This window comes from Streptomyces sp. NBC_00989 (assembly GCF_045162655.1).
In the GTDB taxonomy this organism is placed as follows: domain Bacteria; phylum Actinomycetota; class Actinomycetes; order Streptomycetales; family Streptomycetaceae; genus Streptomyces.
In genome coordinates this window covers 7,074,026-7,100,262 of record NZ_CP108728.1, presented here as the reverse complement: position 1 = coordinate 7,100,262, position 26,237 = coordinate 7,074,026, and the positions used below count along the sequence as shown (strand labels likewise).

The window sequence follows — 26,237 nt, the reverse complement described above, 5'->3', positions numbered from 1 at the left end:
TCGCGGCACGAGCTTTTGGCTACACCTCACGCCACTCACCCAGAGGGCCGGCCGCCCGCGTCCGGATGAAGTCGTGCACGAGGTCCCAGGCCCGAACGGTATCCAGGACAAAGTTCCCCGTGAATGCGGCGAGGTCGTCGATGACCGGGACTTCGACCTCGGCACCCGAGGACACGGTGCCGTCGCCCATGAGTAGAGACATCCGCTCGGTGTCACTCATCAGATGAACCACCGCGTGATCATCCCGGAAGGCCAGGGCAAGCACCGGGAACTCCCTGTTCGGCAACCGAACCTCGACGTACCCCTGACCACGGGAACGCAGGTCGTCGAAGCGGTCTGACAGATCTTCCACCTCTGAACGTCTCTCAACCGGATGAAACAGTCCCGATTCCGGCGACGTCGCCGCCCACACCACGCTCACCCAGCCCCTCCTCCCCACACAGGCCACCACCAACGATCCAGGGCCACGCTCCCACGCTCCACCACGACACGACCACTGGGACTGGGGCGAATGATCGTGTTACGAGCTCTTAGGTGGCCGGCAGGCCAGCTGAATTGATCCGCTTCGGCCTCCACCTCTGCGAACTGCGCATCGGCGAAACTCCAACCCCGCTCCACGTTCCAGCGGCGCATGTTGGCAACCTGGCCTTGAGGCGAAACGAACAAGTCAGGAGAATCTATCTCGCTTATAGTCACAATAACCTCTTCCTGCCGCAGGATTTCACCGAAGCATTTCCACTCGGGTGATCTCAAGCACGTTGAGAGCGACTGTTGGCAGCCAATCGATTGGCTGCCAACAGTCGCTCTCGGCAGGTTCTAACCACATTTTAAGGTTCGCCTAAATTTTAGCATTTCATGATCATTTTGTCAACCAATGCGAACTCGGAAAACTGGGTAACTGCCCCTTCATCCCTGGTCGCGGCCTGGTTCCAGGTCCCTTTGACTTATATCCGCAACAGCCGATGAGGACCATTTTCCAGAGGCTAATCATTGGTACCGGTCGGGGTTCTATCGATCACCACTCCTCTTCGGCTCCGCGTTCGCGGCTCCCTAGGGATCGAAGGGATTTTACGTCGCGATTCTTTCCGGCGTTGCGTGGCCCTGCTGCACCATTGCTCGGCTCCATACCACCCTTGAATAGCGAGCACTCTGTGACTCTGCTCTATCTGTTTCCCCGATTCGGCAATTGAGATCTCGCGACCAAGATCCTGCATGATTTTTGGGAATTTATGCTCATGGCAATTAGCCCATACGCGCAAGCGCAGATTGAGACAGAGTGCCTGATACAGGACGGCAAGAAGATACTCATCACTCAACGGCTTACCTTGATGAGCAAGATGGTGTCGGGCGCGCATTGCCCTGGCTGTCGCCCATAGCTGGCTTTGATAGTGAGCAGCCAACACTTTCGCAGGGTCAATTTGCTCGGCAACCCACTGTTCTCGTCGCCAGATCAGGAGTTCGTCCCAAGGGCTCTGCCTCAGAACCTCACTTTCCCATCGACTTTGATCACTTAGCAAATCGTAGCAATATTCCAAGCTTGCATGGTGCCGCAATAGAGGATAACTCTGATATGAAGTTCGAGGCGATCGTTTGAGATAGCTCGTTATGTAGGTCAGATGCGCATGGAAGCTATCTGCAGCCAGTAGGCGCGCCGCACTATCCACTGTTCTATCGAATGCCGAGGATTTTTTGGGATAACAGTCCTCGAATGCACAGTCACAGAGGGGTATAAGTTGCGTGAAGGCAGCGCGGGGGTCGGGAATCGGGCGTGAAATCTCTCGATAAACGGCTGTTAGATTATACAAAATAGTTGAAATTAGAGAATCGGAGTCAGCCGCTTCCATTGCCTCATTCACCATACCCCGCGGCAAGGGCCGTTCCACCCTGTACCGAAAATCAGAAGGCGGCACAAAGGCGTAGGCTTCCGGCACGGGGTCCTGAAGAATGTCATCGATGATAGCAACGCTCTTCCCTTCCCGAAGGCTCGCCATTTGGACACCAGGGTCCCTTAGTCGAGTGTAGTTTTCAACCCCCTCCCTTAGCGAGGCATACGCTCCGTTTGGGTCTAGAGCGCTAATACACCCCTTGATGACAAATTTGGTAAGGGGGTAGTACTTCCGATGTTGGGTCAAAAATTCATCGGCCAGTTCCTGGCAGTCTGTTGGTACATCTTCGAGTGAGCCTACTTCAAGATTAGTACGCTTAGGTATGTGCCCTTTCCGGTCGCAGGGCGCCCATATCGCTAGTGGGCGCATACGCTTGTTGTTCTCAAACCACCCACATACGATTTTTAGCGAGTCAGGAAAGTCCCTCAGCAATTCACGATACTTCTGAAATATGAATTCATGATGAAAACCCGCCAGAGATATCCTTGTTGCGATAATTTTCACATTAGCAGGGTCGCCCCCTGCTTCCGCGAGGGTATCCGAAGCCACGATCCAACATGCCCGATCATACTCAGCCCTTATATGAGGAATGTGAAATCCCCTGATCCCTTTAGCTCCTTTCTCTTGCTTCAAGGCCTCGAATGAAACAGGAGGGATACGGAAGTAGAATGGGACTTCTCGGTCGAATAGCTCAATCCATCGCTGAACAAACAGGCGATGGCTGGGAGTCAATTCCAGGAGGAGTTGATGCTCATCCTCGGCAAGATAACGCACGACCTCCTCCTATCCCATCTTGCGACCTTTGGCGACTTTTCCCTAGGTGCACTAAGTATATTTTCCGCCGCGTCTTGGGCTACGGCATCATCGCATTCAATGTCAGCCCGTGCTTCCATCTTGCGACGGATTCTGGCTCTACGCATCTGGTGCGGCTGCCTCCCGCACGGGATAGCGCAGGCGCAGCCGGATTGCGCTATGAATCGCTAGACAGAGTGGCCGAACATTGCAGCCCAACTACGTAATCGCTCTGTGTCACCGATCACGCACGCCCACGAGTGCGCATCATTCGGGGCACTTGTTTCCGCTACCGTCCCCGGGTACTACTGAGGTTGAACTCGGGTTGTCGTAGCTGCTGACAGAGCTTGATCCTCGCGGTACGCCGTTGGTTATGAGGTGCGCGCAGGACGGCGGTCTGTCGGACGAACGTCGGCAGCTCCGCAAGGGACGCGATGGTCCGCGTCTGCTCATCTCTACCTGTGTTGATAGCGGACGGAATGTGGGATCCCCCGCCACGCCGCTACGGAGCCGGCGGTTGGAAGCCCCACCATCGGTTCTCCCACCTCACCGGGAGGTGATCAAATCGGTCAGCTGCCCCGCAGTGGGTACCCGACCTCGGTTGAAGACGACGGCGACAAGGAGCACCACTACCGGTAGCAAGGGGGCAAGTGCTGCATCGGGCAACCCGAGGACGGCCGCACCAGCCATGGTCAGCACGACAACGGCCCCCACCACCAGCGCCCGCAATAGCTCCCTCGGCGCGGCCGGAGTCACACCAGTGAGTTGATCTGCGTCGAGAAGGTCGTCGATGCGACCCTCGGCGTAGCGTTCGGCGATGGTCAGCAGCATCACGATGAGGTCCTCAAGAGCGGGGCCCGGCTCGGAGTCCTGCCGAGCTTCGGCCCTTCGTAGCGCACCGACCACGAGTGCGGCATGTGCTTTGAACTGCCGCTGGTTGTGCCGTCTGGCTCTGGCGCGGCGGGTACCGTGCGCCCTCCAGATGACGTGTTCAACCGGTTTCATGGAGATTCGCGGGATCTGACAGTCTGGCTGTGTTTCCTCCCAGCGGCGGAGAACCGTGGCGCACTGGGCTGTGACCGTCAGCAGGGCAACAACAGGCCAGCAGCGTCGGTCCTCCCTCAGTGCGCTCATCTTCTTCGAATCCTCATCGAGGGCCTCCAGATCATAGGCCGCAAGCGTCATGCCGCTGCCAGAGCTGGTCAGGTTCGTGCGTTTGATGAACCGCGCTTCAGCGATCAGGATCAGGGTCCAGATGAGAACTTCCGTTCCTCTGCTGATCGCGGAAAAGTCCCATGAGCGCACGGACGCTGGCACAGCCACGATGCTGCTAAGCAGTGCCTGCACCACGCCGGGCTGTGGTCCGGGGTCTGCGCTCAGCCGTAAATGCTCCCAGTCCGCTACGTCGTCGACGTGTCCCACGACGAAGAGCAGCAAGAGGAATCGGACTGTGTTGATTGGAGCGCTCAGAGGGCGAGCGCGCCACCAGCGCACGACGTACTGGGGAGCCAATCCGTGCCCGCCGACTCGATCTTGCAGTCGAGGCGGCAGCAGGATCATCTGGGTGAGAAGTGGAGCAGCTCGACGCACCCCCGAAATGGCACGCAGTCGCTCGAAGCACTCCGTAGACGCCACTCCCCAGCGCTGAATCGGGCCAGGGATGTAGAGCAGGACCATCCCGACTAAGACCAACCACGGGGAAAGCGCGGCGATAAGACTGATCGTGAACACGTCGGCAGTCTCACGTATCCCACCGACAGCCATATACGGAATTCAAGTACTGAGTTGAACTCATGAAGTCGTAGGGCTGAGGGATAGGCCGGTTCCGGCGAGGCATCCGTCGATGAGGTGCGGGTGGCGGTACTGGATCTTCCTCATGCCGTGCCTGATCGTGTGGATGAGGTGCTCGGAGGTGGTGAAGGCGGTGTCGGGCAGCCAGCCGCGCCGCAGGAGCGACCAGATGCCCTCGACCGGGTTCAGGTCGGGTGCGTAGGAGGGCAGCTGGTAGGCGGTCAGCCAGTCCTGCCGGGCGATGAACTGCCTCATGGTGTAGGCGAGATGGACGTTCAAGTTGTCCCAGACGAGGACGATCGGGCTGCCGAGCTGGGTGTGGGCGGTGATGAACGGGTCGCGGTAGTCGATCCAGGCGAAGCTCTTGCGGCCGTCGTCGCAGCGCGGCCGGTAGATCAGCCGGGAGCGTTCACCTGGCTTGTAGCAGGCCAGCGCGGCGATCGAGATCCGGCGCCGGGAGCGGGCCGCGGACCCGGATCACCGGGGTGTGACCGCGCGGCGGCTCCAGGTGTGGGCAACAGGCGGCGTCATCGAGAAGCCGGACTCGTCCTCGAAGACGATCCATGCGTCGAGCGCCGCCGCTGCGTTGACTGGAGAGGACGTTGCTGGAGCGCTGGCCGGGGAGCCACGGTGTTCCGGGCCAACAGCGGAGGTGGTCAGCTGCTGTTGGTCGGAGCCGTGGTTCCGGGGAACGCTCAGCAGCGTGTAAACCGCGCTGAACAAGATGGATCCCAGCAGCAACAACACGCTGAGGAGCATGAACAAGCCCAGGAGCGTCAGCCGGAGGTTGCGCCAGTTGGCGAGGGTAAGGCGAGGTGCCGGCGGCGCTGTGATGAAGGCCGTCACCCCGACCGTTTCAGTGACGCCGTCCAGGCTGATGTTCAGCCGCTCGGTGAACCGGTCGAGAGCGTGGTCAGGCCCGACTGGCCCACCCTGGATACGGATGATCAGGCGGGTCGTATCGTGCACCACGGGCTCAGACACCACGTGCCAGAACGAACCGGTCGTGTTGAGGACTCGTGCCATGTGGATCGGCGAGCCGTCGTCGAAACGGGCCTCTACGACCTGCTCCTGTGCCTCGGCGCCGGCCCACAGCGACCCCAGGTTGATGTACCGGTGGTTCAGGACGATCGCACGCGGCTTCGGTGGCGGCGTTGGAGGAGGTGGCGGAGGCGCTGCCACCACGTTGATACGGACCAGCACCACCACCACGAGATCGTCAACCATGATCCGGAGCCGGTCGCTGCGCAGGCCAAGCGCATCGTGCGCCGACAGCGGTCGGACTCGAACCCGCAACCTCACCGCTGAGACGTCGCGATACGGCTGCGGCTCAACCACCTGCCAGAAGTCGCCGCAGTCTGTCAGTGCCCACGCATATCGGATGGTCGAGTTGTCGCTGAGCCTCATCGTGACGACCTGGTCGCGCGGCATCTCGCCCATGGCGACGGACCCGAAATCCACAGCCTGGGGATCGACCACTATGACTCGCGGCTGAGGAGTTGGCGGTGGAGTCGGCTCATGGCGCTGCTCTTGCTTGCCGTTACGTGCCGCGCGGCGGTCGAGATCGTAGGCAGCCCGCTTGCCTGGGTCTCTCAGCGTCTCGTACGCCAGGTTGAGCAAGACCATCTCTTCATGAGCTGCCGCAGCGTCCTCGGGCGGGCGACCGTCAGGGTGGGTCTGCCGCATGCGAGCGCGGAAGGCGGCGCGGATGGCACCTTTGTCCGCATCCTTCGAGAGCCCCAGCACGGCGTACAGATCAATGGACACGGTGTTCATGACCGCACTCGTGCTAGCACGGGGCTAACGCCGCCGCCGGACGATCCCGAACTACCCCGTATGAGGCCGGTAGCGTCAGATGCCTGCTGACCTGCGAGAACGAACGATTCCGGACTCATTCGGCATCATCCGGCTCGTCGTCCGGCTGACTCTTAATCAGCGGGTCCGGGGTTCGAGTCCCTGGCGGCGCACTAGCGATTAGGTCGCTGACCTGGGCGTCCTCGGTTATCCGAGGGCGCCTTTCGCATGCCCGGCTCCGTGGTGAACTGCTTCGTCAGCCACAGCTCGTACGCGGTGAGCGGGCGGTCCGGGCGCAGCCGTTCCGGGTGTCCGGCGGGCGGTTCCTGAAGGTCGGTCTCGGCGCACGCACAGAGGTAGGGCAGACCGAACGCGATCAGCAGGTCGTCGCACCACTTGCGGAACGCCGCCACCCGCCTGCGCCACCACCCGCCTCCGGCCCCTCCAGCCATGCCGTCCCGCCTCCCGCCTCGCCGTCCCGGCCCGTGCCCACTCCGGCAAGAATGAGCAGAAGCGCTACAGCGCGGCCTCAGGACAACTGGAGCGCAGGACGACCGGAGCGGAGGACGACGGAGGACGACGTATGTCCGCGTCCGACCACGTCGGCCTGTGTCACCCCACCCCTCAGCTCTCCTCCCCCGGCGTGATCACCACCGTCCACGCCCCCGAAACCGTCCGCCCCTTCACCTCCACCTTCACGTTGTCGCCGGGCACGGTGAAGCTCTCGCCGAGGGAGACCGGGGCGTCGGCGAGCGGCGGGTAGACCGAGGTCTCCCAGCAGGCCTCGGTGCGCGGGTGGGCGTCGACGACCTGGATCGGGCCGCTCCCGGAGGCCGCTCCACCGCGCACCCGGTACACGAGGACGCCCTGCTTGCAGGCCGTGCTGTCGTTGCCGACGGGGCTGCGCGCCTCGAAGGCCAGCGCGCTGTCCGTCCCGGTGCGCACGACCGCCAGCTTGGTCCCGAGGCCGAGTCCGAAGGCCGGCGATCCCGCGGGGCTGCCGGCCGGGGAGGTGCCGGGTCCGGCGGACAGGGGTTCCAGGGTCAGCCGTTTCGGCGCGGTTCCCCGTACGCACACCACCTGGCGCGGATCCAGCCAGCCCAGCTTCCACTTGTGCCAGGCGAACAGGTCCGGGGAGAGCCCGAACTGGCTGCCCATCAGGTCCCAGTCGCCGACGTAGGTGTCCCAGTCGCCCTTGCCGTCCACCGGCCGGTGGTAGAGGTCGGGCAGGTCGAAGACATGGCCGGTCTCGTGGGCCAGGACGAGCCGGTCCGGCGGGTGCTTCTCGAACACCGTGACGACCCGTCGGACGTCCGCGCCGTCGGCCCGCAGCGGAGTGTCCAGGTTGACGACCTTCGTGGCGTCCGAGTCCACACCGGGCGCGTCCGGATCGGCCACGAAGTAGACGATGTCGTAGCGCGAGAAGTCGACCTCGGGGTCGGAGGCGGCGAGCGCGTCGCGGAGGTACGCGGCGCGGTTCACCGGGTTCCAGTCGCGCTGTATGGCGTACGACGTCGAGGGGTGCGGCATGCGGATCCAGTTCCGCAGCGGGTGCGGGCGGAGCGTGAACCTGCCGTAGGAGGCGCGTTCGTAGAAGCGGGTGGTGGCCGGGAAGTGGTCGGCGGCCAGTTCGGCGGGGGTGGTGCGCGGGGTCGCGTCGGGGAAGGAGAGGAAGATCATCACCGCGTCGAGCGCGCGGGTGGGTCGCGGGTACGCGGCGTTCCAGGTGTCGAGGCCCTCGGAGTGGTGGGCGTCGGTGCGCTTGAGGGCGCAGGGTGTGGTCGAGAACGGCTCGGCGACCGACTGGCTGGACATGATCGAGGTCGCGGCGAGCGCCGACATCGTGGTGAACACGGCGGCGGTGCCGCGCAGTCCGGGTCGCGTCCGCCACTGGGCGAGCCCCTTGAGCGCCGTACGGGAGAGCCCCTTGAGGGGGAGCTGACACGGCACGTTGGACCTCCGGGAGCGGGTTCAAGGGACACCGACACCCAGCCTGTGGTGGTTTGTTGGGGTACGCCCTGTTTATCTGCACCAGAAGGGTGAGAGGGACGCCCGGGACGGCTGAGACACGCCCGGACCCACATCCGGAAACACTCACGGAACGTCACATGTGGTCGGCCATTTGAAGAACCCGTCCAGGTGCGGGCGGAAACGATCTGCCGGAACCGGCCGTTGTTCCGGGACACTGGACAGTGGCTGGAAGGGCCGGGGGCCAACCTCTATGATCGGCACACTTTCCTGCACGGACACGGCACGGCGGCCCCCCACCCGGTCGGCCATCCCGACGAGACCCATCCGAAGATCGAGTGCACTGCGGGAGCGAGCGGTGAGCGGAACGTCCGAAGGGCCGGCGCCCGCGGCAGACCTCATCCGGCCAGCCGTCACAGAGAGTAAAGGCGAGGCATCGCCTCGTGCAGATGTCCCCGAGCCCGTCGAGACCCTCGGGTCCGGCCCGGCCATCGAGGTCGTCGAGCCCGGCGGGTCCGCCGTGTCCGGCGGGTTCTCCGAGGTCGGGCGGTTCGGGTCCGCCTTCTCCGCGGCGCCCCTCGCCATGGCCGTCGTGGACCACGACGGCCTGGTCGTCAGCGCGAACGACTCGTTCGGCGCGCTGCTCGGCAAGGCGGGTGCCGCGCTGACCGGACTGGTCGCGGCCGAACTGATGGACCTGAAGGCGGACCCGCGTACCTGGCACGCCTACCGCGAGGTGCTGCGCGGCCGGCAGGCCAAGCTGAGCTGCACCCGCCGGGTCAAGCACCCCGACGGGCACGTGCTGTGGGTGCAGGTGAGCGTGGCGCCGCTGCCGGCCGCCGAGCACGGTGTGCTGCTGTCACTCACCGACATCAGCGCCCGCCGTGAACTCCAGGCGCGGCTACGGCACTTGGAGATGCACGACCCGGTGACCCGGCTGCCCAACCGCACCCTGTTCTTCGAGCGTCTCTCGGCCGCACTGGAGGCGGAGTCGTACGAGCAGGGCGGCACCGGCCGGATCGGCCTGTGCTATCTGGACCTGGACGGCTTCAAGGCGGTCAACGACACGCTCGGCCACCGGGTCGGCGACCGGCTGCTCGCGGCCGTGGCCGAGCGGTTGACGCGGTGTGCGGACGAGGCGGGTTACGCCCGGGCGAGTTCGCCGCTGGTCGCGCGGCTCGGCGGGGACGAGTTCGCGCTGCTCGTCGAGGACTCGACCGGGACGGACCAACTGGCCGATCTCGCCGAGTCGGTGCTGAAGGCCTTGCAGGCACCGTTCGACCTGTCCGGGCAGCGGCTGTCGCTGTCAGCGTCGATCGGTGTGGTCGAGCGCCACGCGTCCGGTACGACGGCCACCGGCCTGATGCAGGCCGCCGACACGACGCTGTACTGGGCGAAGGCGGACGGCAAGTCCCGCTGGACGCTGTTCGATCCGGAGCGCAACGCGCACCGCATGACCCGCCAGGCGCTGGCCTCCACGCTCCGTCCGGCCATCGAGCGGGGTGAATTCACCCTGGAGTACCAGCCGTTGGTGGGGATGGAGAACGGACGGCTGCGCGGGGTCGAGGCGTTGGTGCGCTGGAATCACCCGCAGTTCGGCATGCTGACGCCGAATCGGTTCATCGGACTGGCCGAGGAGGACGGCTCGATCGTGCAGCTCGGCCGCTGGGTCCTGGTCACCGCCTGCCGCCAGGCCCGCCGTTGGCAGCTGGACCACCCGGACGAGCCGCCGATCTTCGTGAGCGTCAACGTGGCCGTACGCCAGGTGTGGGACTCGGATCTGGTCGCGGACGTCGCGGAGACACTGGCCGAGACCGGACTGGACCCGCGGCTGCTGCAGTTGGAGCTGACGGAGTCCGCGGTGATGGGGTCGGCGGGGCGGCCGTTGCAGACGCTCCAGGCGCTGAGCGACATGGGTGTGCACATCGCCATCGACGACTTCGGCACCGGCTACTCGAACCTGGCGTACCTGAGCCGGCTCCCGGTCTCCGTCCTGAAACTGGACGGTTCCTTCGTACGGGGCTTCCAGTACGAGGGCGAGGGCGTGCCGCCGAACCCGGCGGACGAGGTCATCGTCGAGGCGATGATCCAACTCGCCCACCGGCTGGGCCTGTCGGTGACCGCCGAGTGCGTGGAGACCTCGGCCCAGGCCGCCCGGCTGCGCCGGATCGGCTGCGACACCGGACAGGGGTGGCTGTACTCCCGTCCGGTGGCGCCGGATCGTATCTCCGAGCTGCTGGGGACGAAGGCCTGCAATCAGGCTTCCTGAGTGGCCGTCAATTCGTAGGCGTCGGCGATCAGTTCGTACGAGCGCAGGCGCAGGTCCGCGTTGTGGGCGTGGGACGTGAGCATCAACTCGTCGGCGCCCGTGCGCTTTTGCAGGTCGTCGAGGCCGGTGCGGACCTCGTCGACCGTTCCGTGGATGACGTTGGCGTTCCAGGAGGTGATGAACTCCCGCTCCATGGGGCTGAATTCGTACGCCTCGGCCTCTTCGGGGGTGGGCACGAGTCCGGGGCGGCCGGTGCGCAGCCGGACCATGTTGAGGGCGGCGGCCAGCACCTGGCGGCGGGCCTCCTTCTCGTCGTCGGTGGCGAGGGCGGAGACACCGATGAGGGCGTACGGCGCGTCGAGCACCGCGCTCGGCCGGAAGGACTCGCGGTAGAGGTCGAGGGCCGGGACCGTGTTCTGCGCGGAGAAGTGGTGGGCGAAGGCGAACGGCAGGCCGAGCATGCCGGCGAGGCGGGCGCTGAAGCCGGAGGAGCCGAGCAGCCAGATCGGCGGGCGGTGCGGGGACTGGACGCCGCCGGGCGAGGTCGACTGGATCGGGCCGGGGACCGCGTGGATGCGGGCGTAGGGGTGGCCGGACGGGAAGTCGTCGTCCAAGAAGCGGGTGAGTTCGGCCAGTTGCTCGGGGAAGTCGTCGGCGCCCTCGTTCAGCCGCTCGGTGCGGCGCAGGGCGGCGGCGGTGGCGCCGTCGGTGCCGGGGGCGCGGCCGAGGCCGAGGTCGACGCGGCCCGGGGCGAGCGCCTCCAGGGTGCCGAACTGCTCCGCGATGACGAGCGGGGCGTGGTTCGGGAGCATGACGCCGCCCGAGCCGAGGCGGATGCGGTCCGTGTGGGCGGCGAGGTGGGCCAGGATCACGGCGGGCGAGGAGGAGGCGACGCCCGGCATCGAGTGGTGCTCGGCGACCCAGTAGCGGTGGAAGCCGCGCGACTCGGCGAGAGAGGCGATCTTCACGCTGGTGCGCAGCGCGTCCGTCGCGGTGCGGCCGGCGCCCACGGTCACCAGGTCCAGTACGGACAGGGGGACGGGGGCGGTGCCCTGTGCCGTGCCCCGGATCTCGTCACCCCGGGTCTCGTCGGTCGTGCCCCGGACCTCGTCGTCTGCCGCCACGGTGGGTGCCTCCTGTTGTGAGCTGCGCGGTTCCTTCTCCGCTCCTTCCCCACCTAACAGGAGGCTGTCTCCGGTTTATTCCCGGGAGATCCCCGTGGCGGACGGCGCAGGTCAGCCGGCCTGCACGAGCGGCTCCTTGGTGAACAGCGCGCCCAGGTCCGGCGCGTTGACCTTGCGGTCCGCCAGCCGCAGGGCCTCCCAGACCGTGACCTGGTTGGCCGTGAGGACCGGCTTGCCGAGTTCCTTCTCCAGGTCCGGGATGTGGGCGGCCGTGTGCAGGGCCGTGTCCGGGAGGAGGACCGCCTCGATGTCCGGGCCGTCCACCGCGCGGGCCAGCGCGAGCACCTCGTCGTAGCCCCAGGTGCCGACCTCGGCGGCGGTGATGACGCCGGAGGCGCGCACCACGGCCGGTTCCACTCCCCCGGCCCGCAGGAAGTCCGCGAACAGGTTCGCCACGTCGTCCGGGTACGTGGCCCCTACGGCCACCCGTCGCACCCCCAGCTCCTTCGCCGCGTAGACGAAGGCGAAGGACGTCGACGACGCCGGCAGGCCCGCCGACCGGGCCAGGGCGCGGACCTGGTCGTGGGCGCCCTCCCAGCCGTAGACGAAACTGCCGCTCGTGCAGGCCCAGACGACGGCCTCGGCGCCGGACATGCGGAGTTGTTCGACGCCTGCCGTGAGGCGCTCGGGGGAGCCCATCCGCAGGAGCGCGTCCACTCGGTGGGCGTCCTCGCCGATGTCCGTGTGGACCACGTCGAGGCGGATGTCGCTGCCGAGGAGCTGTTCGAGGCGGGGGTAGTCGTCCTCGGCGGAGTGGCCCGGGTAGAGGAATCCGAGTGCGGTCATGACCAGCCTTCCTGGTGTTCTTCCGGCAGTACCGGCCCCCGGCGGCGGGCGGACTCGTCCAGCAGCGCCTGATAGGGGCCCACGGCACGCGTACCCAGTCGGCGCAGGGCTGCCCACATCGTGACCTGGTTGGCCGATATCACCGGTATGCGCAGTTCCGCCTCCAGCTGGGGGATCACGTCGTACGTCGGGAGGTTGGTGCAGCTGATGAAGAGCGCGTCGGCCTCGCCCTTGACCGCCTGGCGGGCCATGTCGACGACGTCGCGGTACGGGACCCTCCAGATGTGCCGGGTCAGGCCCATGAAGGCGCGGCCGGTGACCTCGACGCCGGCCTCGGCGAGGTACTCCTCCAGCGACTGGGTGACGGACACCGTGTAGGGGGTGACCAGGGCGATGCGGCGGGCGCCCAGTTCGGTGAGGGCTGCGAGGAGGGCGCCCGAGGTGGTGAGGGACGGGACCTCGCCGGCCCGGGTCATCGCCTCGCACATCGCGCGCTCCCCGGCGATCCCGCCGACGAAGCTCCCGGAGGTGCAGGCGTACGCGACGACCTCGGGGGCGATCGCGTTCAGCGTGCGGACCGCGTCGTGCAGCGTCTCGTGCTCGCTCACGAGCCGGGCCAGGTCGAGGCTCACCTCTACGGGCACGAACGGCGTCCGCGTGAGATGCAGCGAGATGTCGTCGGGGACCCAGCGCCACAACTCGCGGTCCAGCGCGAAGTCGAAGGGGGCGACGACACCGACACCGCGCTGCGGGCGGGGTCCGCCCAGGAAGGAAACATGCATGGCTACACCGGCCTCACCAAGAGAAACGGGGTGACAACGGTCCGTGCGGGCGTCCGTGTTGACGAAGGTAGGTTCGAGTGCGAGCGTGGTCAATCCGTGCATGTCAGACGGCCGCGCTCGGTGCTTCCCGCCGTGCCTCCCGCTGTACTTCCCGCGAGAAACGGCTTCGCATGACCGCAACTCCCCCTGCCCTGCCCACCCTTCTCGTCCTGGACGCCGACCCGCTGCCCCGGCTCGGCAAGCTCACCGGCCGGGTCCGCGTCGAGCACGCCGACGATTCGACGCTCGCTGATCGACTTCCGTCCGCCGACGTCCTGTTGGTGTGGGACTTCGCCGCCTCGCACGCGGTGCGCTCCGCCTGGCCGGGCGACGGTCCCCGGCCGCGCTGGGTGCACACGGCCAGCGCCGGTGTGGACCACCTGATGTGTCCCGAACTCGCGGACTCCGACACGGTGGTGACGAACGCGCGGGGCGTCTTCGACCAGCCGATCGCCGAGTACGTCGCCGCCCTCGTCCTCGCGATGGCCAAGGATCTGCCCAGGACACTGGAGCTCCAGCGGCAGCGGACCTGGCGGCACCGCGAGGCGCAGCGGGTGTCCGGAACACGTGCCTGTGTGGTCGGCTCCGGGCCGATCGGGCGGGCGATCGTCCGCACACTCAAGGCACTTGGGGTGACGACCGCGCTCGTCGGCCGCACCCCGCGCACCGGTATCCACGGCCCCGGCGAACTCGACCGGCTGATGGCCCGCGCCGACTGGGTGATCTCGGCGGCCCCGCTCACCGACGAGACACGCGGCATGTTCGACGCCCGCCGCTTCGGCTGCATGCAGCCCTCGGCGCGCTTCATCAACGTGGGCCGGGGCCAACTCGTCGTGGAGGACGCGCTCGCCGAAGCGCTGACGAAGCGCTGGATCGCGGGCGCCGCCCTCGACGTCTTCGAGGCCGAACCCCTCACCCCGGACAGCCCGTTGTGGCAGGTCCCGGAGCTGATCGTCTCCCCGCACATGAGCGGCGACACGGTCGGCTGGCGGGACGAACTCGGCACGCAGTTCGTGGCGGCGTACGAGAGATGGGAGGCGGGCAAGCCGCTGCCGAACGTGGTCGACAAGAAGCGTGGGTACGTACCGGGGCACTGAACTCCCCACTCTGGAGGGCCGGATGACGACCGAACTCACCGAGCTGACCGCCGTGGAACTCCTGGACGGCTACCGCAGAGGGGAGTTCAGTCCCGTGGAGGCGACCCGGGCGACCCTGGAACGGGCCGAGGAGATCCAGCCCGCCGTGAACGCGTTCGTACGGCTCGACGCGGAGGGCGCGTTGGCGTCGGCGGCCGCATCGGCGGAACGCTGGCGGCGCGGGGAGCCGACTGGGCTGCTGGACGGCGTGCCGGTCACGGTCAAAGACATCCTGCTCCAGCGCGGCACACCGACCCTGCGCGGCTCCAAGACCATTGCCGAGCAGGGCAGTTGGGACGAGGACGCGCCCTCGGTGGCCCGACTCCGCGAGCACGGCGCGGTGTTCATCGGCAAGACGACGACCCCGGAGTTCGGCTGGAAGGGCGTCACGGACTCACCGCTGTCCGGGATCACCCGCAACCCGCACGACCCCTCGCGCACGGCGGGTGGTTCAAGTGGCGGGAGCGCGGCGGCCGTTGCCCTGGGCGCGGGTCCGCTGTCGCTGGGCACGGACGGCGGCGGCAGCGTCCGTATCCCCGCCTCCTTCTGCGGGATCTTCGGACTGAAGCCGACGTACGGCAGGGTGCCGCTGTACCCGGCGAGCGCGTTCGGCACCCTGTCGCACGTCGGCCCGATGACCCGGGACGCGGCGGACGCGGCGCTGCTGCTGGACGTGATCGGCGTACCGGACGCCCGCGACTGGTCAGGGCTCGACCGCGCGCCGGGCTCGTTCACCGAGGGGCTCGCACGCGGCATACAGGGCCTGCGGATCGCGTACTCCCCGTCCCTCGGCGGCCAGGTCGCGGTGCGTCCGGCGGTCGCGGCGGCGGTACGGCGGGGCGTGGAGCGGCTGGCCGCGCTCGGCGCGTACGTCGAGGAGACCGACCCCGACTTCAGCGACCCGGTGGACGCCTTCCACACCCTGTGGTTCAGCGGCGCGGCCCGGGTGACGCAGAAACTCGCGCCGCGGCAGCGGGAGTTGCTCGACCGGGGGCTGCGGGAGATCTGCGCGACGGGAGCGGGCTTCTCGGCGCTGGACTATCTCGCGGCGGTGGACGCCCGGATGGAACTCGGCCGCAGGATGGGCCAGTTCCACGAGCGCTACGACCTCCTCGTCACGCCGACGCTCCCGATCACCGCGTTCGAGGCGGGAGTTGAGGTCCCGAAGGGTTCCGGGCACCGCCGCTGGACGGGCTGGACCCCGTTCACGTACCCCTTCAACCTGACGCAGCAGCCCGCCGCCACCGTCCCGGTGGGGAACGACGGCGACGGGCTGCCGGTCGGGTTGCAGATCGTGGGGGCGCGGCACCGGGACGATCTGGTGCTGCGGGCGGCGCACGCGCTGTTCGGCGCCGGGGTTTCCGGGGTCAGGCCCGCCGGAAGCTGAGGCTCTCCCCCGCCGCCCCCGAGCGCCACAGGTCGTTGCAGGCCTCCGCCATCTCCGGCAGCCCCTCGACCACCTCACCCCAGACGATCCCGGGGACCCACCCCACATCGCCGTTGAGGAGCAGGTTGTTGCGTTCGTAGAACAGGGCCAGGTCGACGACCGTCGTGCCGGCGCGGACCTCGCGGTCGTAGCCGTAGGCCTTCGTGCCGAGTTCCGTGCCGGCGAAGGCGAAATAGCAGAGATCGCCCGGTATGGGGGTGACTGTGGGGTTCTCCAGCGGGGGTTCCGTTTCTGCGAATGGCGGGAAAAGGGCGTAGATCTCGTTGCGGGCGTACTTGGCGTGGTAGACGTCGCCGATTAGCGGGAGTGCGTCCCAGATGGCCGCGCAGGTCAGCGGCGCACGTTCTACCAGCAGTTTTGCCCGGCAGTGGACGTTCCGCTTTGCGAGTGAGACCTCGATGAAGTGATCCGTCATGTCTTCCAGGGTGCATAACCCGGGAGCGGTCGGGTAGCTGCGCGCCCATGGCTCCACCAATTGGGAACGACAGACACACATCCGGTCACACGCCGGGTCACACCCGTCGGGCACTGCTCGCCGGGGTGGCGGCGGCAGGTGCGCTGGGCGCGGCCGGCTGCAGTCGTGTGGCCACCGCGTCGACCACGAGCGGCGGTGATCTGCTCGACCGGCTGAAGGCGCAGGGCGTCGTACGGCTGGGGATCGCGGGTGAGATCCCGTTCGGGTACATCGACAAGGACGGTCAACTGACCGGTGAGGCACCGAAGTTGGCGGAAGCGATCTTCAAGCGGCTCGGCGTCGACAAGGTGCAGCCCGTGCCCACCGAGTTCGGCTCCCTCATCCCGGGACTGAACTCGCAGCAGTTCGACGTCGTGGCCGCCGGGATGTACGTGACCCCGGAACGCTGTGCGCAGGTCATCTTCGCCGACCCGGACTACCAGGTGCTCGACGCGTTCGTCGTCCGCAAGGGCAACCCCAAGGGGCTGCACACCTACAAGGACGTCGTCGCGAAGAAGGCGAGGTTCGCCACCGGCACCGGGTACGCCCAGATCCAGCACGCCGTCGACGCCGGGTACAAGCAGAGCGACATCCTGATCGTCCCGGACCAGGTCGCCGGGCTGAACGCCGTGGAGGCGGGGCGTGTCGACGTCTTCGCCGGTACGGCGCTCACCACGCGCGCGGTCGTGACGAAGTCCGGCAAGGCCGAGTCGACCACGCCCTTCGCACCGCTCGTCGACGGGAAACCGCGGATCGACGGGGGCGCCTTCGCGTTCCGGCCGACCGAGACGAAGCTGCGCGACGCCTTCAACGTCGAACTGCACAAGCTCAAGAAGAGCGGGGAGCTGTTCCGCATCCTGCGGCCCTTCGGGTTCACCAGGGCCGAGATGACGGACCTCACCGCGAAGGAGCTCTGCGGCGGATGACCTCAGGCCTTTGGGAACTCGTCCTCAAGGGAGTCTGGACCACCGTCCAACTCCTCGTCCTCAGCGCGCTGTTGGCGACCGCCGTGGCCTTCGTCGTCGGCATCGCGCGCACCCACCGGCTGTGGATCGTGCGCTTCCTCGCCGGTTTCTACACCGAGGTGTTCCGCGGCACCTCCGCCCTCGTCATGATCTTCTGGGTGTTCTTCGTCCTGCCGGTCGCCTTCGGCTGGCAGCTGGTCCCTCTGTGGGCGGGCACCCTCGCCCTCGGCCTGACCTACGGCGCGTACGGCACGGAGATCGTGCGCGGCGCGCTGAACGCGGTGGACCCGGCGCAGCAGGAGGGCGGGGTCGCGCTGAGCTTCACGCCCTGGCAGCGGATGCGGCTGATCCTGCTGCCGCAGGCGGTACCGGAGATGATCCCGTCCTTCTGCAACCTGCTGATCGAGCTGCTCAAGGGCACCGCCCTGGTCTCGGTCATGGGCATGGGCGATCTCACCTTCAGCGCCAACCTGGTGCGGCTCGCGCTCCAGCAGAGCGCGGAGATCTACACGTACATCCTGCTCATCTACTTCGTGATCGCCTTCGCCCTCACCCGGCTGATGCGCGGACTGGAGAAGAAGCTGAAGGCCGGGATCGGCAAGGCGCCCGGGAACGAGAAGGCGGCACGTGAGCTGAAGCGCGCCCAGACCACCGGGGTGGGAGGGAAGGTCGCATGAAGTGGGACTGGAACGCCGTGAGCGACTTCATGCCGTACTTCTGGGACGGCCTGAAAGTCACCCTTCAGATCCTGCTCCTGGGGTCGCTGATGTCCTTCGTGCTGGGACTGGTGTGGGCGCTGCTGATGCGGGCGCCGACTCGTTGGGTGCGCTGGCCGGTCGGGGTCGTCACCGAGTTCGTGCGGGACACCCCGCTGCTGGTGCAACTGTTCTTCCTGTTCTACGTGTTGCCCGAGTGGGGCCTGACCTTCTCCGCGCTGACCACCGGTGTCTTCGCGATCGGGCTGCACTACTCGACGTACACGATGCAGGTCTACCGCGCCGGCATCGAGGCGGTGCCCGTCGGCCAGTGGGAGGCGGCGACCGCGCTGAACCTCCCGGTGCGCCGGACCTGGACGGCCGTGATCCTGCCGCAGGCGATCCGCCGGGTGATCCCGGCGCTGGGCAACTACGTGATCGCGATGCTCAAGGACACCCCGATCCTGATGGTGATCACCGTGCTCGAACTGATGGGCCAGGCCCGGCTGTTCTCCCAGGAGCACTACCAGTTCACCGAGCCCATCACGGTGATCGGTGTGGCCTTCATCCTCATCTCCTATCCCGCCTCCCTGCTGATCCGAGCCCTGGAGCGACGCCTTGTCCGCTGACACGCCCCTGACGAAGGAATCCGACGCCAACGCCAACCCCCCGGTGGACGGCAGCGAGTTGATCCGCCTGGACCATGTGACGAAGCGCTTCGGGTCCAACACCGTGCTCGACGACCTCGACTTCTCCGTCGAGTCCGGCAAGCACGTCACGCTGATCGGTCCCTCCGGGTCGGGCAAGACCACGATCCTGCGGCTGCTGATGACCCTGACCAAGCCGGACGAGGGCACGATCACCGTCGACGGGGAGCAGCTCTTCCCCGCGCCCGAGAAGCAGGTCCGGGAGATCCGCAAGAAGATCGGGATGGTGTTCCAGCAGTTCAACCTGTTCCCGAACATGACCGTGCTGCGCAATGTCACCGAGGCGCCGGTCACCGTCCTCGGCATGCCCAAGGACGAGGCGGAGGCGCGCGCGCTGGAGCTGCTCGACCTGGTGGGCCTCGCCGACAAGGCCGGCGCCCGCCCGACCCAGCTCTCCGGCGGCCAGCAGCAGCGCGTCGCGATCGCGCGGGCGCTGGCGATGCGGCCGCAGGTACTGCTCCTGGACGAGGTGACCTCCGCGCTCGACCCGGAGCTGGTCGCGGGCGTGCTCGACGTGCTGCGGGACATCGCCCGCACCACCGACATCACCATGCTCTGCGTGACCCACGAGATGAATTTCGCCCGGGATATTTCAGACCAAGTCCTGATGTTCGACTCGGGCAGGGTCATCGAATCGGGCCCGCCGGAGCAGATCTTCGGCGATCCGGAACAAGAACGGACCCGGGAATTCCTCGGCGCCATTCTTTGACAATTATTCAATTACGACACGTGAGCAATCGAACACCCAAGGTCCACGTCACGGGGCATGACCAAGGCATATGCCAAAGGATTCGCGCCGCAGTTCGGAGGGCGTAAGGAGGGCCACATTCTCGCCAACAGCCGCTCCACATCGGCCGTTTGACAGCTATCGTGGAGGGGATTCGCTGTCCGGTATCACGGCCCATAAAGCGAGCGCAGGGAGAAACACCGTGGCGCTGATGCACGAGCCGACCGCTCCCTACCACTCGGTACAGGACGCACTGCGCATCCTGGAGACAGTCGCCGGGCACTCCACCGGTGTCACGGACACCGAACTCGCCCGCCTCACCGGCCTCGGCACCGAGCGCCTGACCATACTGCTGCGGACCCTGCGCCGTGAGGGCTACGTCGAGCAGCTCACCGACGGCGCCTACATCACCGGCGAGGCCCTGGGCCGGCTCGGCTCGGCGTCCGGCCGGGAGCAGGCGGTACGCGAGCAGATCCAGCGGACCCTGGACCGGCTGCGCGACTGTCTGGGCGCGGCGGTCTACGTCAGCCGGTACGTCGACGGCGAGGTCACGATCACCCAGTACGCGGCCGGGCCCACCACCCCGGCGGTCAACGAGTGGGTCGACTTCCGTGTCTCCGCGCACGCGACCGCGCTCGGCAAGAGCCTGCTGGGCCAGCTCGACCACAACGGCCGGCGGGACCATCTCTCCCGGCACAAGATGGCCCGCCTCACCTCGCGCACGATCACCAGCGACCGGCTGCTGCTCTCCCGCCTGGAGACCCAGCCGCCGACCGTCCCCCACCTCGACCTCCAGGAGTACGCGGTGGGCACGGTCTGCGCCGCCGTCCCGATCACGGCCGGCGCCTCGGTCGGCTGCCTGGCCCTCTCCCTCCCGGTCGAGCACGCCCACCGCCTCCGGCAGGCGGCGGACACGCTGAACCGCGAGGCGGGACCGGTACTGCTGTCCCTCGCGATCTAGCGCGCGTAAACCTGGTTCAGAGCACCCCTCCGGACCAGGTAGTATTTTTCTCGTCGCCCTCCGCGAGACTCTGATCCAGCGGAAGGCGTGAGTCACGCGCCGCTAGCTCAGTTGGTTAGAGCAGCTGACTCTTAATCAGCGGGTCCGGGGTTCGAGTCCCTGGCGGCGCACGATGACGATGGCGAGGCAAGTTCGCAGAAAGCGCGAACTTGCCTCGCCATCGCTGTTTTTGCACGGCTTCGCCGCGCGCAGTGGGGGCTTCGCCACCCACACCCCCTCAAGCCGGGCTCCTCGTTCCGACGAGGGGCCCTTCGGCGTCCTCGGGGGTCAGTCGTCGGTAGGAGGCCTCACCGGGCGGCCGCCACCACACCGGATCGGCGCACTGGACCCCTTCCCTCCGCAACCCCGCCCGATGGATCTTGTTCGTGGCCGTCACCGGCATCCGCTCCACCACCCGCACGAACCGGGGTGCCATCTTCGTGCCCAGGTCCGGCTGGGCCAGCAGGAACTCCGCGAAGTCGAGCGGGTCGAAGTGTCCGGCGATCGTCGCCATGACCTGGTCGCCGGTCACCGGGTCCGGTACCGCGTAGACCGCGACCGCGTCGGCGCCCTCGTACCGGGCGAGGATGTTCTCGATCATCGCGGCGGCGAGGTTCTCGCTGTCGACGCGGAGGCGGTCGTCGGTGCGGCCGGCGAAGTAGAGGTAGCCGTCGGTGTCGCGGTAGAAGAGGTCGCCGGTCCAGTACCAGCCCTCCCGGCGCCGCTCGGCGTCCGCCTCCGGGTTGCGCCAGTACCCCTCGAAGGGGTTGGCGCCGCGGTTCACCAACTCCCCTATCGCCTCTTCCCCGTTGAGCAGCCGACCGGCCGAGTCGAAGGCGGCGGGCGGGCATTCGGCGTGCGTCTGCGGATCGAGTACGGCGAGCCCGGGCGCCGCCCGACCGACCGCTCCGGTCGGCGTCCCCGGCGACCACTGCACCGCCGCCCCGCCCTCCGAGGACCCGTATCCCTCCACCAGTCGCACCCCGAACCGCCGCTCGAACGCCGCCGCGTCCACCGCCCCCGCCTCCGTGCCGAAGCCCATGCGCAGCGGGTTGTCCCGGTCGTCGGGGCGTTCCTCGGTGGCCAGGACGTACTGCACGGCACGGCCGACATAGGTGAAGTACGTGGCCCCGTACCTCCGTACGTCGTCCAGGAAGCGTGACGCCGAGAAGCGCCGCCGCAGCGCCACCCCCGCCCCGGCCGCCAACGCCGGTGCCCAGTCGGCGATCACCGCGTTGCCGTGGAACATCGGCATGCAGATGTAGTGCACGTCGGACGGGCGGACCCCGAAGCTGTCGGCCAACGAGCGCCCGGCGGCGGCCAGTCGGCCCTGGGTGCAGATCGCGGCCTTCGGGGCGCCGGTGGAACCGGAGGTGAAGTAGAGCAGGATGCGGTCGTCCGGGGTCGCGCGGGAGAAGGCGGAAGGGCGCGCGTCCATGTACGGGGCGAGCAGGTCGCCGTAGGCCTGAGTGTCCGTCACCAGGACGCGGATGCCGGGGAGTTGGAGGTTGTCGAGGAGGGGGAGGTGGGTGCGCTCGGTGATGAGGACGCGGCACTCGGTGTGCAGGATGTCGCGGGCCAGTTCGGGGCCGCGGCGGGTGGGGTTGATACCGGCGACGGCCGCGCCCGCGAGGGCCGCCGCGCTCAACCACAGGGGATATTCAGGGGTGTTGTCGAGCAGCACGCCCACATGGGGTGCGGCGCCGGGCGGCAGCAGGTCCGTGAGGAGTGCCGCCCTGGCCGCGGCACCGGCCGCCGTCTCGTGATGGGTGAGCACTTGTTGCCCGCACCACAGGCCCGGGCGGTGGTCGTCCCACCGTGCCTGCACGAGTTCCGCGACGGTACGCCTCCTGGACTCCATGGGGGCGCAGGGTAGTTGACGTACCGTCAGATATGGAGACTACGAGCCCATGAAGTCGAAGATCTCGTGGGTCACGAGCATGAAGACGACGCAGAAGACGACGATCACGCCGAAGAACACCAGCGCGCAGCCCGTGCCCGCCGCGAGCCTCCCCCGGGACGGGGCGTGGGCGGTGGCCTGCTCGGGGTGGTCGGCCGCGTAGTACACGGTGACGATGTCGCCCTCCAGGGTCGTCCCCGGCCCGTTCCCCTCCTCGAACCTGACCGTGCGGCCCTCGCGCGTCGTGAACTCGTAGACGTGGTGCAGCGTCGTCGACACCATGGTGTCCCCGGCGCCGCCGCTGGTCGTCGTGTACGTCCGCAGACAGCGGGCCTCGGCCGTGAGCCCGCTGCTCCAGGCACTGTCGACCTGGCGCGAGCGGCGGATCACGCCGGTCGCGCCGAGCACCACGATGGCGATGATGAGCAGCGGCGCGATGTAGAACAGTGCTTCCATGGTGTCCCCCGAGGTCAAGTACCGCTTGGTGGAGGGAACCTACCCCCGGGGGATGCCGGACTGTCTCAAGCAATGCTCAGAACCTCAGGGTCAGAACGTGACGTCCGAGCAGGCGTAGAACGCGTTGGTCGTGTCCGCGACCGTCCACACCGCGACGATCACATGGTGACCGGAGAGACCGGACGGGAGCGTGCCGCTGTGGGAGATGGTGGACGGGGGGCGCTGGTTGTTGTAGGGGACGGTGAGGAACGGGGTGGTGTTGAGGTCCGAGCGGGACAGGGCGTGGTTCTGGTTCCAGCCCTGCTTCGTGGCGTAGTACTTGAAGTCCGTCGTCGCGTGCATGGCCGTGAACTGCCAGCGGAACGTGTACGACTGACCACCCGTCACCTTCGTCGTGGGCCACGCGGCGCCGGACGGGGTCTTCGGTGCGCTGAGCTGGCTGAAGCGGCTGAGCCCGCCGTTGCAGATCTGGCCGTCGGCGGGGCCGGCCGCCGGGAAGCCCTTGAGGCCCTCGACGCTCTGCGGCTCGTACTGGATGTCACCGCAGTTCGTCACCGTGCCGTTGGCACAGAGCTTCTGCCTGCTGATGGGGAGGTCGGTGTAGCCGTGGCTGCTCGCGGCCCCGGACGAGAGCACGATGGCCCCGGCCGTGGTGAGCCCGAGCACGCCCGCGTACCACTTGGTCTTTTTGCGCATGCTGCCGCTCCTGGAGAACGTGTGGGGAGTTCCGTGAGCCGTGCAGGTCTAGACCAAGTCCCAGATTATTGCCCCTACTTGACTGTGTCCATACCAAAAGCCGTGTCCGTCTCCGGCTCCGTCACGGCGCCGCTTCTCCCCGTCCCGAGCAGAACGCGACCGTCAAGTCCTTCACCAGCACCTTGCGTTCGTAGTCGTCCAGCTCCACCAGCCCCCGCATGGTCAGCCGCGTCACCGTGTCCTCCACGGAGTCGACCACCGACGTGAGCATCGTCGCCCGCTGCTGCGCGTCCAGCGTGGCGATACGGCGACGGGTCATCGCCGCGGCGACCTCCGGGGCGTACTCCACGCGGACCGGCCGCACCGAGAACACCTCGATGCCGACCGGCGCCGAGTCCGCCGCGACCAGCCGGGTCAGCGCGTCGACGGCCAGGTCGGCCGCGCCCTTCCCGCCCCCGCCCGGCGGCTCCACCGGCACCCGGGCCAGCGCCGCCTCCACGCACTCGCGCAGATACGTCTCGTGGTCCTCGACCCCGAGCGTGGCCCGCGCGGTGTCCCGCACCCGCCACACCACGAGCGTCACGACCCGCAACGCGACCCCGTTCGCGTCGGCCCCCGGCATCGGCTCACTGCGCCAGTGCCGCAGCCGTACGTCGACGCGGCGGCGCAGCAGCAACGGGTTGACCCACATCAGCCCGGTGCGCCGGACGGTCCCCCGGTAGCGCCCGAACAGGCCGAGCACCCAGGCCCGTCCGGTACGGCCCCGGGCCAGACCCCCGAACCCGAACAGCCCGAGCGCGCCCGCCCCGGCGTAGGCGGCCCACTGCGCGGGACCGAGTCCGGCACCGGCGTAGAACGGCAGTCGTAGCGCCTCGGTCGCGAGCGGGGGCAGGACGCCCGCCCACCACGAGGTGGCGAGGCAGCCGGCCAGGCCGCAGGAACCGGCGAGCACGCCCGCCGTCCCCGGCAGCACCCTGGCGGGGCGTTCCACCAGGTCGGGGTCGACCTCCGGGGCCGGGCGCGGCTTGGCCGGGACCGGGCGGCGGAAGCGGGGCTGCTCGCCGGTGCCCTGCCGGCGCGCGACGACGGCGGGCCTGAGCGGTACCGAGACCGGGTCGGGGTCGTCGCGGAACAGCAGGTGGACGGGGATCTCGGTGGTCGCCTCGTTCTGGATGAGCCGCGCGGGACGGGTCTGTCCCTCGGGCGGCCCCTCGTTCTCGGGCGTCTGTGAAGTGGTCGTCGTACTCATAGGTGCCTCCAGCCTCCGCGCCAGATGCGTCACAACGGGTGGGGATGAGTGGGGTGATGAGCGATTACGAGAAGAGGCGGCGCCAGGTCTCCGGGCCCGGGTAGCCGTCCGCCGCGCCGCCCCGCCAGCCCTGGGCGCGCTGGAAGGCCTCGACGTTGCGCCGGTCCGGCTCGCCCCAGCGCGGTCCCGGGCCGGTCGTGTAGTACTTGCCGAAGCCCTTCTTGACCAGCTGCTTTCCCAGTTCGGTGACGTACTTGTTGGTCGCGCCGGGGCGGAACATCGCCCGGCCCGGGTAGCCGGGTACGCCGTGCGAGGCGGCGGGTGGGCCCGCCGCTCCCACGGGCGCCGTGCCGCCGATGTTCTTGCCCTTGCCGGTGACGAGCAGGTGCCAGGTCTGCGGGCCGGGCAGGCCGTCGGCGTCCGCGCCGGTCCAGCCCTGGGCCAGCTGGAACGCCTGGGTGGCCCGCCGGTCCGCGTCCGACCAGCGCGGCCCCGGACCCGCGGTGTAGTACGAGCCGGCGCCCCGGGCGACGAGCATCGTGCCGAGCTGGGTGACGTACTTGTTGTTGGCGCCGGGGCCGAAAGACGACGCTCCCGGATAGGGCGTGTTCGTCCTGCCCGCGTCCACCGGCGTCACCGGAGCGACCGGGGTCACCCCTTCCGTACCGCCCGTCACGCCCTTGTAGCGGTAGGGCACATAGCTGTCCGAGTGGCTCCAGTACGCGTACGGGGTGGACTGGCGGCGGGCGTGCGAGGGGGTCTCCTCCAGGGCGATGTAGTAGGTGTGCGTGTAGTCGGTCCAGCCGCCGAAAATGACGACGTGCGAGCCTTTCTCGGGGTTCGCGAGATTGTGGAACAGGAGAATGTCGCCGGGCTCCAGTTCGTCCTTGGGAATACGCACCCCGTACTGGTCGAGACTTCCGGTCCATTCGTTCCCCGGCAGCCCCCAGGCCATCGAGACGAACCCCGAGCAGTCCTGCCGGTAACCGTCCGACCAGTACGCGCTCATGCTGTACGGCACCTGCGCCGCGATCCAGGTCTTGGCCCGGTTGATGATCTCCGCGCGGGTGGTCGTGGGCGCCTTGACGACGCCGGCCGGCTTCGCCGGTTTCCCGCTCGGGCCGTGCAGCGGGGCCTTGCTCCCCTGCGGGGTGGCGGGCTCGTCACCCGTGTCAGCTGCGGGAACGCCGGGCCGGGCCGGGGCGTGGGGAGCGGCCGCGGCCGGTACGGCGTGCCCCGCGGCGAGGGCGGCGGACGCGGCGGCGGCCACGAAGAGGACCCGCTGGGCGGCGGGCCCGCCTACGGTCGGACCGGTCGGGGAATGCGCCAGGACGCGCCGCCGCTGAACGCATCCGGGGCAGTCGCAATCGCTCGCGGGATCGAATTCCTCGAATACCGGAGTCTCCATGCGATGCCCCTCACACTCCAGGTGGAAATATCCGCGCTCGTGCACATCCGTCAGTTTCTCAACTGTCTTCCGGACTCGCATGTTGACGGTCCGAATGATGTACAGG

Annotated in this window: 22 protein-coding genes, 2 tRNA genes and 2 pseudogenes; 10 read left to right on the top strand and 16 right to left on the bottom strand. The window is 67.9% G+C overall.

What is annotated here, in order from left to right; translation table 11 throughout:
* Nucleotides 1–19: 19 nt before the first annotated feature.
* From OG714_RS31655 to OG714_RS31635, 5 genes and pseudogenes are all read right to left on the bottom strand, one after another.
* Complete coding sequence (locus OG714_RS31655) at nucleotides 20–421, bottom strand: hypothetical protein (RefSeq protein ID WP_406126098.1); 402 nt, start codon at nucleotides 419–421, stop codon at nucleotides 20–22.
* Between the two features lie 562 nt (nucleotides 422–983).
* On the bottom strand, nucleotides 984–2,660 hold the full coding sequence (locus tag OG714_RS31650; protein WP_406126096.1) for a hypothetical protein: 1,677 nt from the start codon (nucleotides 2,658–2,660) through the stop codon (nucleotides 984–986).
* A 564-nt stretch (nucleotides 2,661–3,224) separates the two neighbouring features.
* Nucleotides 3,225–4,409 (bottom strand): hypothetical protein, encoded by a 1,185-nt coding sequence (locus tag OG714_RS31645; protein ID WP_406126094.1) that lies wholly within the window; start codon nucleotides 4,407–4,409, stop codon nucleotides 3,225–3,227.
* Nucleotides 4,410–4,469: 60 nt separating this feature from the next.
* Nucleotides 4,470–5,000 (bottom strand): annotated as a pseudogene (locus tag OG714_RS31640) (transposase).
* Between the two features lie 1,044 nt (nucleotides 5,001–6,044).
* A pseudogene (locus OG714_RS31635) lies at nucleotides 6,045–6,245 on the bottom strand (J domain-containing protein); the annotation flags it as partial.
* Nucleotides 6,246–6,338: 93 nt separating this feature from the next.
* Here OG714_RS31635 and OG714_RS31630 point away from each other — a divergent pair.
* Nucleotides 6,339–6,436 (top strand) — tRNA-Lys (locus OG714_RS31630).
* Here OG714_RS31630 and OG714_RS31625 read toward each other — a convergent pair.
* Both OG714_RS31625 and OG714_RS31620 read right to left on the bottom strand, forming a co-directional pair.
* On the bottom strand, nucleotides 6,437–6,715 hold the full coding sequence (locus tag OG714_RS31625) for a DUF6059 family protein (protein ID WP_406126092.1): 279 nt from the start codon (nucleotides 6,713–6,715) through the stop codon (nucleotides 6,437–6,439).
* A gap of 172 nt (nucleotides 6,716–6,887) precedes the next feature.
* Nucleotides 6,888–8,213: a M6 family metalloprotease domain-containing protein gene (locus OG714_RS31620; protein WP_406126090.1), complete on the bottom strand. Its 1,326-nt coding sequence runs from the start codon at nucleotides 8,211–8,213 to the stop codon at nucleotides 6,888–6,890.
* A 376-nt stretch (nucleotides 8,214–8,589) separates the two neighbouring features.
* On the opposite strand from OG714_RS31620, the gene OG714_RS31615 reads away from it, so the two are divergent.
* Nucleotides 8,590–10,500, top strand: coding sequence for a putative bifunctional diguanylate cyclase/phosphodiesterase (locus tag OG714_RS31615; protein ID WP_406126088.1), 1,911 nt, complete (start codon nucleotides 8,590–8,592; stop codon nucleotides 10,498–10,500).
* Here OG714_RS31615 and OG714_RS31610 read toward each other — a convergent pair.
* The 3 genes from OG714_RS31610 to OG714_RS31600 all read right to left on the bottom strand — a co-directional run bounded on the left by OG714_RS31610 (nucleotide 10,488) and on the right by OG714_RS31600 (nucleotide 13,252).
* A complete protein-coding gene (locus tag OG714_RS31610; RefSeq protein WP_406126086.1) occupies nucleotides 10,488–11,624 on the bottom strand; it encodes an LLM class flavin-dependent oxidoreductase in 1,137 nt (378 codons plus the stop codon). The two genes, OG714_RS31615 and OG714_RS31610, sit on opposite strands and share 13 nt — an antisense overlap.
* A 111-nt stretch (nucleotides 11,625–11,735) precedes the next feature.
* Complete coding sequence (locus OG714_RS31605; protein WP_406126085.1) at nucleotides 11,736–12,470, bottom strand: decarboxylase; 735 nt, start codon at nucleotides 12,468–12,470, stop codon at nucleotides 11,736–11,738.
* On the bottom strand, nucleotides 12,467–13,252 hold the full coding sequence (locus OG714_RS31600; RefSeq protein WP_406126083.1) for an aspartate/glutamate racemase family protein: 786 nt from the start codon (nucleotides 13,250–13,252) through the stop codon (nucleotides 12,467–12,469). The genes OG714_RS31605 and OG714_RS31600 overlap by 4 nt, the downstream gene beginning before the upstream one ends.
* 170 nt (nucleotides 13,253–13,422) lie before the next feature.
* Here OG714_RS31600 and OG714_RS31595 point away from each other — a divergent pair, with 170 nt between their 5' ends.
* Together OG714_RS31595 and OG714_RS31590 are read left to right on the top strand one after the other, a co-directional pair.
* Nucleotides 13,423–14,388, top strand: coding sequence for a D-2-hydroxyacid dehydrogenase (locus OG714_RS31595; protein ID WP_406126081.1), 966 nt, complete (start codon nucleotides 13,423–13,425; stop codon nucleotides 14,386–14,388).
* Between the two features lie 22 nt (nucleotides 14,389–14,410).
* The gene (locus tag OG714_RS31590) at nucleotides 14,411–15,814 is read left to right on the top strand and encodes an amidase (RefSeq protein ID WP_406126079.1); all 1,404 of its coding nucleotides are present in this window, start codon (nucleotides 14,411–14,413) and stop codon (nucleotides 15,812–15,814) included.
* Here the strand turns inward: OG714_RS31590 and OG714_RS31585 are convergent.
* Nucleotides 15,795–16,289 carry a DUF3830 family protein gene (locus OG714_RS31585; RefSeq protein WP_366091301.1) on the bottom strand — a complete coding sequence of 165 codons (495 nt, stop codon included), beginning with the start codon at nucleotides 16,287–16,289 and terminating at the stop codon, nucleotides 15,795–15,797. The genes OG714_RS31590 and OG714_RS31585 overlap by 20 nt on opposite strands.
* Before the next feature lie 47 nt (nucleotides 16,290–16,336).
* Here OG714_RS31585 and ehuB point away from each other — a divergent pair, with 47 nt between their 5' ends.
* The 6 genes from ehuB to OG714_RS31555 all read left to right on the top strand — a co-directional run bounded on the left by ehuB (nucleotide 16,337) and on the right by OG714_RS31555 (nucleotide 20,553).
* Nucleotides 16,337–17,254 (top strand): ectoine/hydroxyectoine ABC transporter substrate-binding protein EhuB, encoded by a 918-nt coding sequence (gene ehuB, locus OG714_RS31580; RefSeq protein ID WP_406126077.1) that lies wholly within the window; start codon nucleotides 16,337–16,339, stop codon nucleotides 17,252–17,254.
* On the top strand, nucleotides 17,251–17,970 hold the full coding sequence (gene ehuC / locus OG714_RS31575) for an ectoine/hydroxyectoine ABC transporter permease subunit EhuC (protein ID WP_406126075.1): 720 nt from the start codon (nucleotides 17,251–17,253) through the stop codon (nucleotides 17,968–17,970). The genes ehuB and ehuC overlap by 4 nt, the downstream gene beginning before the upstream one ends.
* A complete protein-coding gene (ehuD, locus tag OG714_RS31570) occupies nucleotides 17,967–18,617 on the top strand; it encodes an ectoine/hydroxyectoine ABC transporter permease subunit EhuD (RefSeq protein WP_406126074.1) in 651 nt (216 codons plus the stop codon). Before ehuC ends, ehuD begins: the two co-directional genes overlap by 4 nt.
* Complete coding sequence (gene ehuA, locus OG714_RS31565; protein ID WP_406126072.1) at nucleotides 18,607–19,404, top strand: ectoine/hydroxyectoine ABC transporter ATP-binding protein EhuA; 798 nt, start codon at nucleotides 18,607–18,609, stop codon at nucleotides 19,402–19,404. Before ehuD ends, ehuA begins: the two co-directional genes overlap by 11 nt.
* Before the next feature lie 220 nt (nucleotides 19,405–19,624).
* Nucleotides 19,625–20,383 (top strand): IclR family transcriptional regulator, encoded by a 759-nt coding sequence (locus OG714_RS31560; RefSeq protein WP_406126070.1) that lies wholly within the window; start codon nucleotides 19,625–19,627, stop codon nucleotides 20,381–20,383.
* A 96-nt stretch (nucleotides 20,384–20,479) separates the two neighbouring features.
* Nucleotides 20,480–20,553, top strand: a tRNA-Lys gene (locus OG714_RS31555).
* A gap of 107 nt (nucleotides 20,554–20,660) precedes the next feature.
* Here the strand turns inward: OG714_RS31555 and OG714_RS31550 are convergent.
* The 5 genes from OG714_RS31550 to OG714_RS31530 all read right to left on the bottom strand — a co-directional run bounded on the left by OG714_RS31550 (nucleotide 20,661) and on the right by OG714_RS31530 (nucleotide 26,131).
* Complete coding sequence (locus tag OG714_RS31550; protein WP_406126069.1) at nucleotides 20,661–22,283, bottom strand: long-chain-fatty-acid--CoA ligase; 1,623 nt, start codon at nucleotides 22,281–22,283, stop codon at nucleotides 20,661–20,663.
* Nucleotides 22,284–22,322: 39 nt separating this feature from the next.
* Nucleotides 22,323–22,778 (bottom strand): DUF3592 domain-containing protein, encoded by a 456-nt coding sequence (locus OG714_RS31545; RefSeq protein ID WP_406126068.1) that lies wholly within the window; start codon nucleotides 22,776–22,778, stop codon nucleotides 22,323–22,325.
* 90 nt (nucleotides 22,779–22,868) lie between these two features.
* The gene (locus tag OG714_RS31540; protein ID WP_406126066.1) at nucleotides 22,869–23,474 is read right to left on the bottom strand and encodes a lytic polysaccharide monooxygenase; all 606 of its coding nucleotides are present in this window, start codon (nucleotides 23,472–23,474) and stop codon (nucleotides 22,869–22,871) included.
* A gap of 121 nt (nucleotides 23,475–23,595) precedes the next feature.
* Nucleotides 23,596–24,723, bottom strand: coding sequence for an SPFH domain-containing protein (locus OG714_RS31535; protein ID WP_406126064.1), 1,128 nt, complete (start codon nucleotides 24,721–24,723; stop codon nucleotides 23,596–23,598).
* A gap of 64 nt (nucleotides 24,724–24,787) precedes the next feature.
* Nucleotides 24,788–26,131, bottom strand: coding sequence for a peptidoglycan-binding protein (locus tag OG714_RS31530; RefSeq protein ID WP_406126063.1), 1,344 nt, complete (start codon nucleotides 26,129–26,131; stop codon nucleotides 24,788–24,790).
* Nucleotides 26,132–26,237: the final 106 nt, after the last annotated feature.

What these genes read in the sequence shown, in the direction of transcription:
- OG714_RS31625 (WP_406126092.1), bottom strand. Translation starts at nt 6,715, where the DNA reads ATGGCTGGAGGGGCCGGAGGCGGGTGGTGGCGCAGGCGGGTGGCGGCG.
- OG714_RS31605 (WP_406126085.1), bottom strand. Translation starts at nt 12,470, where the DNA reads ATGACCGCACTCGGATTCCTCTACCCGGGCCACTCCGCCGAGGACGAC.
- OG714_RS31600 (WP_406126083.1), bottom strand. Translation starts at nt 13,252, where the DNA reads ATGCATGTTTCCTTCCTGGGCGGACCCCGCCCGCAGCGCGGTGTCGGT.
- OG714_RS31595 (WP_406126081.1), top strand. Translation starts at nt 13,423, where the DNA reads ATGACCGCAACTCCCCCTGCCCTGCCCACCCTTCTCGTCCTGGACGCC.
- OG714_RS31590 (WP_406126079.1), top strand. Translation starts at nt 14,411, where the DNA reads ATGACGACCGAACTCACCGAGCTGACCGCCGTGGAACTCCTGGACGGC.
- OG714_RS31585 (WP_366091301.1), bottom strand. Translation starts at nt 16,289, where the DNA reads ATGACGGATCACTTCATCGAGGTCTCACTCGCAAAGCGGAACGTCCAC.
- ehuB (WP_406126077.1), top strand. Translation starts at nt 16,337, where the DNA reads ATGGCTCCACCAATTGGGAACGACAGACACACATCCGGTCACACGCCG.
- ehuC (WP_406126075.1), top strand. Translation starts at nt 17,251, where the DNA reads ATGACCTCAGGCCTTTGGGAACTCGTCCTCAAGGGAGTCTGGACCACC.
- ehuD (WP_406126074.1), top strand. Translation starts at nt 17,967, where the DNA reads ATGAAGTGGGACTGGAACGCCGTGAGCGACTTCATGCCGTACTTCTGG.
- OG714_RS31550 (WP_406126069.1), bottom strand. Translation starts at nt 22,283, where the DNA reads ATGGAGTCCAGGAGGCGTACCGTCGCGGAACTCGTGCAGGCACGGTGG.
- OG714_RS31545 (WP_406126068.1), bottom strand. Translation starts at nt 22,778, where the DNA reads ATGGAAGCACTGTTCTACATCGCGCCGCTGCTCATCATCGCCATCGTG.
- OG714_RS31540 (WP_406126066.1), bottom strand. Translation starts at nt 23,474, where the DNA reads ATGCGCAAAAAGACCAAGTGGTACGCGGGCGTGCTCGGGCTCACCACG.
- OG714_RS31535 (WP_406126064.1), bottom strand. Translation starts at nt 24,723, where the DNA reads ATGAGTACGACGACCACTTCACAGACGCCCGAGAACGAGGGGCCGCCC.
- OG714_RS31530 (WP_406126063.1), bottom strand. Translation starts at nt 26,131, where the DNA reads ATGGAGACTCCGGTATTCGAGGAATTCGATCCCGCGAGCGATTGCGAC.